Source organism: Marinomonas piezotolerans (genome assembly GCF_003362755.1).
In the GTDB taxonomy this organism is placed as follows: domain Bacteria; phylum Pseudomonadota; class Gammaproteobacteria; order Pseudomonadales; family Marinomonadaceae; genus Marinomonas; species Marinomonas piezotolerans.
The window spans coordinates 491,081-504,042 of record NZ_QKRA01000002.1 but is presented as its reverse complement, the minus strand read 5'-3'; the positions used below and the strand labels follow the sequence as shown (position 1 = coordinate 504,042).

The 12,962-nt window shown below is 47.8% G+C and carries 12 protein-coding genes; 5 read left to right on the top strand and 7 right to left on the bottom strand.

Annotated features, from left to right (window positions below):
• Positions 1–34 precede the first annotated feature (34 nt).
• Entirely contained in the window at positions 35–997 is a 963-nt protein-coding gene (lhpI, locus tag DN730_RS06340; RefSeq protein WP_115467259.1) for a bifunctional Delta(1)-pyrroline-2-carboxylate/Delta(1)-piperideine-2-carboxylate reductase, read from the top strand.
• A 26-nt stretch (positions 998–1,023) separates the two neighbouring features.
• Positions 1,024–2,322, top strand: a complete 1,299-nt coding sequence (locus tag DN730_RS06335; protein ID WP_115467258.1) for an NAD(P)/FAD-dependent oxidoreductase — start codon at positions 1,024–1,026, stop codon at positions 2,320–2,322.
• An 11-nt stretch (positions 2,323–2,333) separates the two neighbouring features.
• On the opposite strand, the gene DN730_RS06330 is transcribed toward DN730_RS06335, so the two are convergent.
• Complete coding sequence (locus DN730_RS06330; protein ID WP_115467257.1) at positions 2,334–2,771, bottom strand: hypothetical protein; 438 nt, start codon at positions 2,769–2,771, stop codon at positions 2,334–2,336.
• A 257-nt stretch (positions 2,772–3,028) separates the two neighbouring features.
• Between DN730_RS06330 and DN730_RS06325 the strand changes: the two genes are divergently transcribed.
• Positions 3,029–4,114 carry a PA0069 family radical SAM protein gene (locus DN730_RS06325; RefSeq protein ID WP_115467256.1) on the top strand — a complete coding sequence of 362 codons (1,086 nt, stop codon included), beginning with the start codon at positions 3,029–3,031 and terminating at the stop codon, positions 4,112–4,114.
• Positions 4,115–4,138: 24 nt separating this feature from the next.
• Here DN730_RS06325 and DN730_RS06320 read toward each other — a convergent pair whose 3' ends face one another.
• Positions 4,139–4,810, bottom strand: a complete 672-nt coding sequence (locus DN730_RS06320; protein WP_115467255.1) for a glutathione S-transferase family protein — start codon at positions 4,808–4,810, stop codon at positions 4,139–4,141.
• A 123-nt stretch (positions 4,811–4,933) separates the two neighbouring features.
• On the opposite strand from DN730_RS06320, the gene DN730_RS06315 reads away from it, so the two are divergent.
• Positions 4,934–5,779 carry a LysR family transcriptional regulator gene (locus DN730_RS06315; protein ID WP_115467254.1) on the top strand — a complete coding sequence of 282 codons (846 nt, stop codon included), beginning with the start codon at positions 4,934–4,936 and terminating at the stop codon, positions 5,777–5,779.
• On the opposite strand, the gene DN730_RS06310 is transcribed toward DN730_RS06315, so the two are convergent.
• The gene (locus tag DN730_RS06310; RefSeq protein WP_115467253.1) at positions 5,776–6,675 is read right to left on the bottom strand and encodes a LysR family transcriptional regulator; all 900 of its coding nucleotides are present in this window, start codon (positions 6,673–6,675) and stop codon (positions 5,776–5,778) included. The two genes, DN730_RS06315 and DN730_RS06310, sit on opposite strands and share 4 nt — an antisense overlap.
• Positions 6,676–6,774: 99 nt before the next feature.
• Between DN730_RS06310 and DN730_RS06305 the strand changes: the two genes are divergently transcribed.
• The gene (locus DN730_RS06305; protein ID WP_115467252.1) at positions 6,775–7,500 is read left to right on the top strand and encodes a sulfite exporter TauE/SafE family protein; all 726 of its coding nucleotides are present in this window, start codon (positions 6,775–6,777) and stop codon (positions 7,498–7,500) included.
• Between the two features lie 25 nt (positions 7,501–7,525).
• Here DN730_RS06305 and rarD read toward each other — a convergent pair whose 3' ends face one another.
• The 4 genes from rarD to DN730_RS06285 all read right to left on the bottom strand — a co-directional run bounded on the left by rarD (position 7,526) and on the right by DN730_RS06285 (position 12,422).
• A complete protein-coding gene (gene rarD, locus DN730_RS06300) occupies positions 7,526–8,425 on the bottom strand; it encodes an EamA family transporter RarD (protein ID WP_115467251.1) in 900 nt (299 codons plus the stop codon).
• A gap of 98 nt (positions 8,426–8,523) precedes the next feature.
• On the bottom strand, positions 8,524–10,866 hold the full coding sequence (locus tag DN730_RS06295) for an ATP-binding protein (RefSeq protein WP_115467250.1): 2,343 nt from the start codon (positions 10,864–10,866) through the stop codon (positions 8,524–8,526).
• Positions 10,867–10,870: 4 nt separating this feature from the next.
• Positions 10,871–11,689 (bottom strand): substrate-binding periplasmic protein, encoded by an 819-nt coding sequence (locus tag DN730_RS06290; protein WP_158541181.1) that lies wholly within the window; start codon positions 11,687–11,689, stop codon positions 10,871–10,873.
• Positions 11,682–12,422 (bottom strand): response regulator, encoded by a 741-nt coding sequence (locus tag DN730_RS06285; protein ID WP_115467248.1) that lies wholly within the window; start codon positions 12,420–12,422, stop codon positions 11,682–11,684. The genes DN730_RS06290 and DN730_RS06285 overlap by 8 nt, the downstream gene beginning before the upstream one ends.
• Positions 12,423–12,962: the final 540 nt, after the last annotated feature.

The following is a 12,962-nucleotide window of genomic DNA, read 5'->3' as shown; positions in this document are numbered from 1 at the left end:
TCCGCTTATACCTGAAATAAAACAAGGATTCACCATGCTGCTAAATGCCGACGCCCTAGAACATCACCTTACGTGGCCAGCTCTAATTGAAGCACTCCAGAAGATATTTACGACAACCGTTCACGCCCCCGTGCGCCACCATCATTTTATGGATGTCCCTAACGCCCCTCAAGCAACATTATTGCTCATGCCAGCATGGGTCGAAGGGCAATACCTCGGTGTCAAACAAGTCAGCGTGTTTCCTGGCAATAATGCCAAAGGCCTTCCAGGATTGACCAGTTTATACACCTTAAGCAGTGGTTTGACTGGAGAAACCCTTGCGCAAATGGACGGCAACATTCTAACTGCCCGCCGCACGGCTGCTGCTTCAGCACTGGCCTCATCGTTTTTATCTCGCGCAAAAAGTCGGACTATGCTAATGGTAGGAGCAGGACGAATGGGACACTACCTAGTGCCAGCCCATATGAGTGTTCGCCCGATCGACACGGTATTTATTTGGGATCGCGATGAAGCGCAGGCCGAACGTTTTGCTCAAACGTTGCAAACGCAAGGGCTCGTGGCCCGAGCGTGTCAACGTGATGAGCTGCCAGACATTGCTGCCACTGTCGATCTGATCAGTTGCGCCACGATGGCAAATGAGCCCGTCATTTCGGGAGATTGGTTACGCCCCGGAACGCATGTCGACCTTGTTGGTAGCTTCACCCCAACAATGCGTGAAGCCGACAATCTTGCCATGCAGCGATCCCATGTATTTGTTGATACTCGTGCAGGCGCGTTGGCTGAAACAGGTGATTTAATCCAGCCAATCCAAGAGGGAGCGTTCAATGAGCAAGACATTATTGCGGAGCTAACCGAGCTTTGCGGTGGCAGCCACCAAGGGCGCCAGCAATTAGCCGACCCAGACAGTGCGATCACCTTATTCAAGTCAGTCGGCGATTCTCGTGAAGACCTAGCAGCGGCGATACTAGCGTACACCGCATCGACGCAACCAAATTAGCAGACCTAAATACAGGAGTTTCTCTCATGACACAGATGCTTTCCGACTTCCCTTCTATCAATTCAAACGCTTCCGATCTACCCAGCTTTGCGGTCGTGGGTGCTGGGGTTATCGGGCTCTGTGTCGCACTGGAAGCCCAACGAAAAGGCTATGCGGTGACCTTAATGGACAGTAATGAACCGGGGACCGCTGCGTCCTTTGGCAACGCTGGCTATCTTGCTACTGAGCTCGTGGAACCCCTCGCGACCCCCTCCACTATGCGCGATGCTCCGAAGCTATGGCTGAATCCAAATGGCCCCGTTTGCATTCCATGGAAGCATTTGCCTAAAGCCGTTCCGTGGTACAGCAAGTTTCTCGCCACAGCGAGTGACGCCCGCTCTGAACACGGCACGCGCGTAATCAGCGCATTAAACCGTCACTCTGTCTCGGCTTGGCGACGCCTATTAGAAGACCTGAACGCCCAGCAATTGTTGGTCAACGTTGGCAACATGGTTGTGTGGGAAGACCCTAAAAAGAAGAACGATGCTCACGCACTGATTGAAAAAATGGCACGACATGGGCTGTCCTGCGAATTTGTAGAAGGACAACGCCTCGCAGAACTTGAGCCGGAATTGTCTCAACAGCTTAGTCACGCCGTATACTTTCCCGAGGCGTATCGTTTGACCGACCCCTTTGCAGTGTGCCAACGCCTTTTCAACGAGTTTACTCTGCGAGGCGGCCAATATATCCAGCAAAAAGTAATGGGCATCGAAGCCAGCAAAGACAGTATTCAAATCTATTTAGAAGCACAAAAGGCGCATCCCTTCGATCAAGCAACCATTTGTGCTGGCGCATGGAGTAAAGAATTATTAAAGCAAGTAGGGCTTAACGTGCCATTGGAAGCGGAGCGCGGTTACCACCTTACTTTTCCAGAAAAGCAGCAACAACATCTACGCCACATGGTTCTGTCAGCGGACCGCCGTTTTGTAATGTCTCCACTTGATTCAGGGTTGCGGGTCGTGGGCATGAGTGAGATTGGTGGCACGTCATTACCTCCGATCAAAAAACGCTACGCCGTGCTTAATAAGCACACCAAAGCGCTGTTACCGAAGGCTTATAGCCCTGGCAAAGAAGCTCCTACGGAGTGGATGGGACATCGGCCAACTCTGCCAGATTCGCTTCCTGTCATAGATCAGCACCCTAAGTTTGCTCGACTCAGTTTTGCATTTGGCCATCAACATTTGGGCATTACTCATGCCGCCTTAACGGCAGAATTGTTGCTACAAAAACTACAGGGCGAACCTACCACGGTGTCTCTTAATCCTTTGCGTGTTGACCGCTTTTAAGTTGTATTGCGTTAAGTTTCACGTGGTACAAAGCGCAAAAATACGCCTAATGCACACAATAACAACGCGGCACTGATGACAATTGCAACGGGATAATACAAGTTACCCGCCATATCCATCTGGCTGTATTTGATGACCATAATCAAGCCTTCAAGAGACAAGGCGACACACACGGTGCTGATGAATCGAGGTAGTGTACGACGCAACATGACAATGACATCATGCTCATCTTCATTGCCATATTCCTTATTAATCACCATTGCCAGTTCAAACACGGCAATCGCTATAATGTTGGAGTTGATAACTTGAATCAGTACCTGTGTCAGCGCCTCGCCGTCCATATAACTGGAAACTGCCGATGTGATACTGGTTATCCCAACCATCGCCGCCAATAAGAAAAATAAGCAAGACAGCGCTTTTGCAAACAACTTTTGAATACGACCACTCATAGGGGTTCTCTCCGTTATGGTTAAATCCTTGATGTCCTTCACCATACCGAAACTCTTCTCGTTTCCCCTAGCGCTCACCTTTGATTACCTGAATCCTTCCTTACAAATAAATCTGATTTGGCTTTCTTTACAAAGCAATGACGACTGCGCAAACGAAGAACAATGGGCTACACACTTCCCACGCAACCTAAGCTTTATCTATACGTAAATCTAAGTTAAATTAAGCTGTATATACATACAGCTTAAAAGTGACGTCCATGAGTAGCGATGATTTTCACCCAGTAAAGCGAACAGCACCGGCTATCAAAGGAAGAGGCACCGCCAACAACACCCAAGGTCGCTTTGCCATCACGGCGGTTGAGCTGGATGAATCGGATGAACCTGTGGTCGCACCACAGACAGAAGTGCGCTACGAATACGCGAAAAGCATCATCACCCGCAATCAATCACCGGATGTGCCATTCAACTTATCCGTCAACCCTTATCGAGGATGTGAACACGGTTGCATCTACTGCTTTGCTCGACCCAGCCATGCGTATTTGGATCTATCGCCAGGACTCGACTTTGAAACCAAGCTCAGTGCCAAAGTGAATGCGCCAGCGCTATTTGAACAACAGCTATCAAAAGCAAGTTACCAATGTCAGCCCATCGCGATTGGCATCAATACCGATGCCTACCAACCGATAGAGAAGGACTTGCGCATTACCCGCCAATTGCTTGAAATAGCACTACTTTATAAGCAACCGGTATCGATCATCACCAAAAGCAACTTAATCTTGAGAGACCTCGATATCATTCGCGAACTGGCCGCTCAGCGACTCTTTCACGCTGCCGTCAGTGTTACGACTTTGGATAACGATCTAAAACGGAGGTTAGAGCCGCGCACAGCCTCTGGGCAAACACGGCTTAACGTAGTTAAAGCAATGACGGATGCTGGCGTGCCCGTCACGGTGTTGGCTTCCCCAATGATCCCGTTTGTGAACGATTCGGAATTAGAACAAATAATCCACGCCGCCGCGGATGCAGGCGCTCAGTCTGCTCACTACATGCTGTTACGCCTTCCCCATGAGCTCACCGAACTGTTTGAAGGCTGGCTGCGCACCCACGTACCCGATCGCGCTGACCATGTTTTGAATAGAATTAGAGATATGCGTGGCGGCGCACTCAATGATGCACAGTTTGGCCGCCGTATGACAGGACAAGGGATTTTTGCTGATTTAATTCGCCAGCGCTTTCACGTCGCCCTGAAAAAGGCTGGGCTGTGCAACGAACGCTTAACCCCGTTAGACTGCAGCCAGTTTCGAGTCCCTCCGAAAACTGGCGACCAATTGGGCTTGTTCTAATCACCGCAAGCGATGATTGAACGTTTAAGGTTGCGGATGAAATTTAATAGGTACGCCCGCTTCGTCTTCTTCAACGATATCGGTTTCCGTCAAAGCATCGGCTAACCAACGTTTCATCGCAGGGTGATCCAACATGGTTTGTTGGTAGGCTTTCGCAGCCTCAGATAGCTCAATGCCATACGTCATAAACCGAAACACTACGGGTGCGAAGAACACATCAGCCAAGCTGAATTCGCCAAATAGATAGTCCCCTTGATCGGCATAGTGCAAGCGTTGCTCACCCCAGATGGTATCAATATTGGCGATGTCTTTGCGTGCCGCCTCACTGAGATCAACTTGGCGCTGTGCACGACAGTTCATTGGCATTTCATTACGCAAGGCGCTGTACCCACTGTGCATTTCTGCAACCGTTGAGCGTGCTAGCGCTTTTAGCGCTGGATCTTCAGGCCACGCTTTACCATCTAGATAGGTCTCATTAATGTATTCCGCAATCGATAAAGAATCCCAAACATTAATATCACCATCGACCAGTACGGGCACCTTTTTTACCGGTGTGTACTTAGCTAACTGTTCGTAAAAATCATCCGTAAACAGCGTTAACTTCACTTCTTCAAACGGTACGCCAAAGGCTTCCAATGCAAGCCAGCCGCGCAATGACCAAGACGAGTAGTTTTTGTTGCCGATAATAAGTTTCATGAGCCATTCCTTGTGAGTGAATAAACAATAGAATCAGTTTGCCCTCTTGCTATTCATTTGACTAACGAATAGTTTTGATACATCACTTTCGATTTACGAATGGATCAATCACTGGAGCCGTACATGGATATCGATGCGCTACGCAGCTTTATTGCGTATGTTGACACTGGCAGCTTCACGCGAGCGGCAAAGCAAACATTTCGTTCGCAAAGCGCGATCAGCATGCAGATGAAGAAGCTAGAAGACGACACTGGGCAACCCCTGTTTACTAAGGAGGGGCGCAATGTTGCGTTAACCGAGCGCGGACAAGAATTGGTCAGCTACGCTCGGCGCATTTTATCGCTTCACGATGAAGCGCTCAGCCACTTTAAGCACACAGCTCATCATCGACCTTTGGTTTTGGGTTGCCCAGATGATTACGCGGAATCCATACTGCCAGAGGTCACCACTCTGATCCGAGAGCAGCTGCCTAATCAGGCCTTCAAAATCGTCTGTGATTGCAGTACACAACTGCGGCTCATGCTCGATCAAGGCAAAATTGATCTGGCTATTTTAACCCGTGCGCCCGATGCGGAAGAGGGCTATCTGCTGAAACATGATCGAGGCGTATGGGTTTGCGGCGAAGCGATTGATGTGATTCATCAAATCCCTTTGCCGCTGATACTCTACGAACCAGATTGTAAGTTTCATAGTTCGGCCATTGATGGCTTAGAAAAATTAGAGCGGCCTTATACACTCGTTGCCAGTTCATCGAGCGCCACCGCGATCAAAAGTTTACTGCGTCGCGGTATCGGAGTCAGCGCCATGGCCGTATCGAGCGTGCCAGAAGGATTTAACATTGTGCAAGAGCCACATTGGCCTGCCTTGCCTGCGGTCGATATTGTTCTGTCGGTTGCCCCAGTTCCCCACCCTGCTTTTGGTGTGCATTTGGCGGCTAAGATCAGCCACCGATTTCAACAGCAAGCTTAAGGCTCAATGATCGGCCGTTTAAGGGCCTGTTTCATAAAGCGCCAGAACAGGTTTGCCTCATGATTTAGAGCTTGCTGTCGTAGGCGAATCATATAAAGTGGCGTTTGATTGTGGGATATGAAATTTTCCACATCCATACGCACCAGACGTCCTTCCTCGAGCGCATCCCGAACCATGTAATAGGGCATTCTCGCCCACCCTAGGCCAGCTTGGATAAGCGTCTTTTTAACCTGAAAATCATTGACGTACCATCTCTTTCCCGCCGGCAACAAAAAACGATGCCCTTGGTTGTCCGCATCCTGGCTCACCAAGATATGCGGCAAAGAATACAACGCCTGAGGCTTCACCTTTTGATGGCCTTGTTGCAAGGTCGGTAACAGTTTCGGGTGTACAACGCACACCAGATCCAGCGCCCCAATTTCAATAAACACATGACGATCATCGAGACCGTAACTCGGCCCTATCGCAATATCAGATTTTTCTTTTATCAGATGATCCTGTACACCATGAAGATGGTCAGTTGTAAGCTCTAGTGACACTTGCTCATGCTGTTGCTGAAACTGCTTCAACAAGCCCACTACTTGGTCGGTCAACGCCATTTGTGAAACACACAGGCGTAATGGCTGCTCAGCACTTTTAGCGAGGTTATGACCGAAATTTTCCAACTGATTTGCTTGATAAAGTAGCTTCTTACTTTGTTTGAAAAAAGCCCTTCCGTCTGCCGTTAGGGTTGGTCGGTAGCTATCACGATCAAACAACGCAAAATCGTATTGCGCCTCCAACGCTTTAACCGCTGCGCTGACACTCGGCTGAGTTTTATGAATGGCCTCAGCGGCAGCACGAAAGCTGCCTGTTTCTACCACGGCAACAAATGCCCTGAGTTGATCCAACTTCATAACATAAACCTTTCATTATGATTAGAAAATGAAATTATTTTTAATTCATTATTAGCGCTATTCTATGATCATTCAAGTGACTAATTTAAGGAGGCACCTTTGACCACAACTCTGGTGGTGATGTTTATCGCTGGTTTGATTACGGGGTTTTCAAAGTTTTCCGTCGGCGGAATGGGCTTACTCGTTCTGCCGATCGTGATGATCGCGTTTCCTGGTCCAGAAGCCTTGGGGGTTTTGCTACCACTCTACGCCATCACCGATATCATGGCCGCGTACAGTTACCGGAAAAACATCTCTTGGGCAGTCTTGGCACGCTTTATACCACTCGGCTTTTTGGGCGTGATTGTTGGCGCGCAATTGCTTTCTAGCATCGATGAAGAGCAATTTGTTACGCTATTGGGCATCATCATTGTTGCAATGATTGCATTAGGGTTTTATCTAGATACTCGCCCAGTTAGCTTTATGCAAAAGCCTTGGGCAGCCTATTCGATGGGTTTTTTAAGCGGATTAATCAGCATGATCTCAAATGCTGCAGGACCACTTTATAGCCTTTTCCTACTGGAGCAAAAACTCAACAAAGAAAGCTACATCAGTACTCGAGCATGGGGCTTTTTTATCATAAATATCATCAAGTTTCCGTTATATATCAGCCTTGGATTACTCAGCCAGCAAAGCTTAACAATGAGCTCATACGCCCTTCCAGGACTATTGGTTGGCTCTTTCTTCGGCTATCACTTTTTAAAGCGCGTCAAACAAAAGCACTTTAAATGGCTCATTCGTATCATGTCGACTCTGGCAGCCATTAAATTGATTCTGTTTTCGTAAACCGATCAGGGTAGCTATAAGGATTTTATTGTTGGTCCGTTAACTGAGTCGGTTTACGCATTTGGCGTATCGAGCTGACCAACAATACCGCCAAGGCAGCCCAGATCAAACCGAACGTAACGAATTTAGCGGGTGTAAACGTCTCGCCATAAACAAATACGGCCAATAAGAAAATACCGCTCGGACCGATATACTGAAAAAAGCCTAACGTAACTAAGCTCACTCTATTGGCCGCCGCAGCGAATAACATCAAAGGAATCATGGTCATTGGACCTGCGGCTATAAGCATCAGGTTTGACCAAACATCATTGGTGAACATATTGCTTTGCGGCTGGCTAAACCAACTGAGCTGAACAACCGCCAAAGGCAGCATTAGTCCTGTCTCTAGCGCCATGCCTGTGAAGCTGTCTACAGCAAGCTTTTTGCGTACTAAACCATAAAGACCAAAACTAAACGCTAAAACCAATGCGATCCAGGGCAAACGCCCAAATTGAATAACTTCAAATACGACGGCCGCGACACACAATGCAGCCGCTATTTTACGTGGACGATCCAATCGGTCTTGAAAAAAGACCATACCGAGAATGATGCTAACTAATGGATTAATGTAGTAACCAAGACTGGCACTGAGCATTTGGTTGCTGTTTATCGCCCAAATAAAAGTTCCCCAGTTTGCTCCGATCAGTATCGTCGATGCAGTCAATGCCAGCAAAGACTTAGGCGAGCGGAGTACGCCCACCAACACGGATACTTTGCCCATCGCAGCAATCAGTAACACCACTATAACAAAAGACCAAATCACGCGGTGAGCAAGGATGTCGAGCGCACCGATGTCTGATATCGCTTTAAAATAAATGGGGGCAATCGCCCACCATACATAGGCGGTAATGCCATACATAAGGCCGGTCTTGGTCGTCTGATCCATGATTCTTATACTTTACTTTTTTAATTAAGGTGATCGTGCCGAATAGGGCAGGACGCTAATCTTGCCCTATTGGTTAGAAATAGTACACACTCGAGAGGCTAATCCGCTTTTAGTACAGCATCAAAGGCAGCCAAGGTCTCACTATAAACTTGCTTGAGCATTTCAATATCGGCGTCATAATCGTAATTACTGCCTTCACTAGAGCGTTGCTCTATCGCACGTAACCGTTCCGCTATCTCGCGTGCGCCAACCGCATCCGCGTCACCCGCTAATCTATGGGCAATGTCAGCCAGCTCATAATCATCTTTTTGCGCGCTCATATCAGTTAAGTCATCAATACCGCGTTGCATGGCGGTTGCAAACACATCCACTAATTTCACAAGTCGCTGCTTACCCAACGCAGTAAGATGAGAACGAATAAGTGTCATATCCAACACACCTTGGCTAAGACTAGCTTGATAAACCAGCTCATCATTATTGGTCTGTGCGCGCATCACACGATGCAGCAACTCCCGACTAAACGGTTTCGGGATGACGGCCCAAATGCCCGCATCATGACACTTTTTAACGTTACTCGGTTGCACATTGGCCGTTAACGCTACGATCGGGGTGTTGGCATTGATCGATGTCCCAGAGCGTATCTGCTCCGCCACTTCTAGCCCACTCATTCCAGGTAAATGAATGTCCATCAGAATCAACTCGAAGGGCGCTTGATTAGCACGCTCTAGTGCTTCTGGCCCGTCTTTCGCCAGCGTGACACGGTGTTGGTCATTTTGCAGTAACTCCATAGTGACCGCCTGATTGATGGGCGTATCTTCGACCAACAGGATCGTCATCGGGTCTAATCTACTTTCAGATACCGATGTCACGTCGGGAGTTTGTACCGAATGCGCTTCAATGGCTTTCAGAGGCACATAGAACCAAAATATACTACCTTGACCATCTTCACTTTCTACGCCGATTTCGCCCCCCAGAAGCTTGACGAGCTGGGCCGTAATCGCAAGCCCTAAACCTGTGCCGCCAAAGCGACGCGTTATGCTCTCATCTGCCTGGCTGAAGCGCTCGAAAATCTGCGCCTGATAACTTTCCGAGATACCGATGCCCGTATCTTCAACCTCAAACACCACACCATCGATGGCGCTGTCGTCTTCCAAGTCATCAGTTGCTGGCATGACCGTGATCGTGACGAGGCCGTCTTCGGTAAATTTGATTGCATTAGAAACTAGATTCGACAAAATCTGACGCAATGCCCCCGCAGCACCTTGGTAGTTCTCTTTTAAATCAGGGCTGATATGAACATTAATTTGAGTGCGCCGCTCTTGTGCTTGCGCCGAAAACAGTAAGCTCGTGGAATTAACCAATTCATGAATGGAAAACGATATGATTTCAGGGCTGTAAACACCCTCTTCAAGTCGGGCGTAATCCAGTAAACCGTTGAGGATTTCAAGCAAGGCTTCACCCGACTGGTAGATCGCAGCAAGCTTCTCTCGGCTGTCTTCAGGCTGTGGCCCACGCTGCAATAGCTCAACCATTCCTAGAATACCGTTCAGTGGCGTCTTAATTTCATGGCTCATCGTCGCTAAAAACTGACTTTTCGCCAAATTCGCTTCTTCCGCAGCCTCTTTTGCCCCTTGCAATCTTTGTGTACGACGGCGCACTTGCTCTTGTAGCTGATCGCGATGGAAGCGCAATTCTTCTTCAATCTGATCTTTTTGCTTGATGTCTGCCAGAATCGCCTCTCGCATATCATTCATCGCATCGGTCACCGCATCGATTTCATCATCCTGCTCTAAGCGTCGCTTGTACGGCAGTATCAACTTACGGTTCAGATTGCCTGCGCCAATCGCGCGAGTGTAGTTGGCCATATATTCAAGATGACGCGTCACCATGAAATGCACGATCAGTAGCAATAACAAGCCATTGATCAGCACCAACACGCTTTGAAATAAGGCAATTTCAATCGCAGAGCGGAACAAGCGAGATTGCACTGCCGCAATATCATGGTAAACGGTGAGCTCCCCTAAAAGGCGGTCAGTCTGTCGGCCATTGCGGTCAATGTAATAAATATCGAACGTCGTACCATAGCCAGGTGAGATATGTGCAGGCGGTGTACCGACAACAATATTACCCTCTTGCCAGTCTTCTGATTTCAGCGTTACCGCGTTCACGTTGGAAAAGTTCATGATGCCTTTGAGCTGCAGCACTAATTGCTCACTATCAAGGTCCCAAAGACCTTTACGGATACCCTCAATGTGCGATGAGGTAATAAAATCCGTTTGCTGCTGCATGGATGCTCGCTCACGACGGTATTCATTGTAAACTTGGATACTGGTTGAAATAAGTGCAAGCAGTAAGCTCAACGACAGGAGCTTAATAAAAATTCGATACGCCAGCGGATGATTTTGTTTGTATCGCAGAGAACGACCTGGAAACCACGCCATAATGCTAGTGCTCTCCTTGCTTTTGCTGCATGGTTTGCAAGTACAAAGCTTGCTGCTGGTCTAACAGGCCAGCAATGAAATCAGGCTGCTCCACCAACTGCTTCAGGCGAGCGTTGATCTCATCGAACCAAGGCATTAAGGGTGATTTTTTAGATACAGCAATATACCAAAAATCGTTTACATTGGTGGGCGTGTCCCCTAGCAACCCTTCTAACCCCAATGTGGCGATTTGCAGTTGCCCAGACAGTTTACCCATCGGCACGGCATCTAAGCGGCCATCGGCAAGTTTTAAAAGATTTTGATCTTGAGTGGAAACCCATTCCAAATGGGAAAAGCCTTTAAGCGCCTCATCCGGTCCATCTCCAAAGCTATCCCCCATCAATACGCCGATGCGCCAGTCCGCCATGTCAGACCAACTTTCAAACGTTATAGGAGAATCAATCGGATAATACATATGAATCGATTCACTAATCAGCGGCGTATCTAGATAGGTGACAAACTGCTTTCTGGCTTCGTTACGAAACCCAGACACCACATCCACATTGCCGAGCTCGACCTCTTTTAAACAGCGATGCCAATTACTGTTTTGCAGATCATCAACAATAACACCCAGCGGTTCAAATAAGGCTCGAATAATATCGGCGTTCACGCCTTCTACGTGACCATCTGGCGTCACCCATGAGACAGGAGGATAAGCCGGTGTGCCACATAACCTGACGCTCATTCCTTTTAAATCAGATAAGTCGTTGGCGTAAGTCGTCACCGAAAGACTACAACAGCAGACGAAGCCTACTAGGCCTCGGATACCGTACATCCTAGTCATGCGGTAAGTCTGCTTGCGCCGGTGAACTGAGGAGATAACCCACACCATGCACGGTAATAATCACTTGCGGACAGTTTGGGTCTTCGGCGAGTTTACGACGTATACGGCCGATCAACACATCAATGGTACGATCGGTCGCATTCCAAGTGCGGTTCTTGATACGGTCCATGAGTTGATCACGGCTGAGCGGCACACCTTCGTTTTCCAGCAATGCAGTCAGTAATTGAAATTCACCTTCAGTCAAATGCCCCACGGAATTATCTGACGCAATGAGCACACGACGAGAAGTGTCTAAGCGCCAAGTACCGACGGGGCGCAATACAGGCTCCTCAGCCGGTTTCAATGAGGCTTGCTGTAACTTGCGCACTCGCCGAATCAGATTTTTAGCACGCGCCAAAATTTCTCTCGGGTGGAAGGGCTTACTGACGTATTCATCTGCGCCACATTCTAGGCCGATGATTCGATCGATCTCATCTTGCTTGCCTGTGACCAAGATAATGCCCACTTCTGACTGTGTTCGTAATTCCCTTGTTAACGTTAAACCATCCTTCCCTGGCAAACGAATATCCAACAAGATCAAGTCAAACTCTTGTTGGCTCAAAATGCGCTCAGCGTCCTCGGCTGTTTCAGCGCCTGTGACATGATAGCCTTCCTCGGCAAAGTAACTCTCCAACGTTTCACGGGTTACTTGTGAATCATCCACCACAAGAATTTTTATGTCTGACATTAACATAGGGTATGTACTGCAAATGATATGTAGGATTGAGGTTAGTATTATCATTACACAGAAAAGAGCGTAACGTTTTTGTCACCTAGTTGGTGTCACTATAGCAACTCACTCTAAAAAAAATAAGTAGTCATTGAATGCCATAAATATAAACAGAATATAAACAAAAACAGAAAACATAAACCTTGATTTACATTGTCACTCTCGCTGTAGACAGTTTGCTATAACTATTCAAAACCGCTGCACGAAGCCATCAAAAACTTGACCTCAAACACATTTTTTTACTGCCATGGCACCGTAATCGCCATACTGCCGCGTTGAATCAGGCGGCTTTCACACGTTAGCTGATGCCAACCAAGGCAAATACTGTCAGTGCTGCTATAGTAATAGTCAGGCGTTTAGGGATTTTAGAAAAGCGTCTCTATCCGGTGCTCTGCGCACCCGCGAAATAGGAAGATCGTTTTCAATTTGGTTATTCATTCACAATTTTTTTGCATGATCTTGCGCTAAAAAGTCAGACAAACACCCTCAAATAGAGGTAAATGT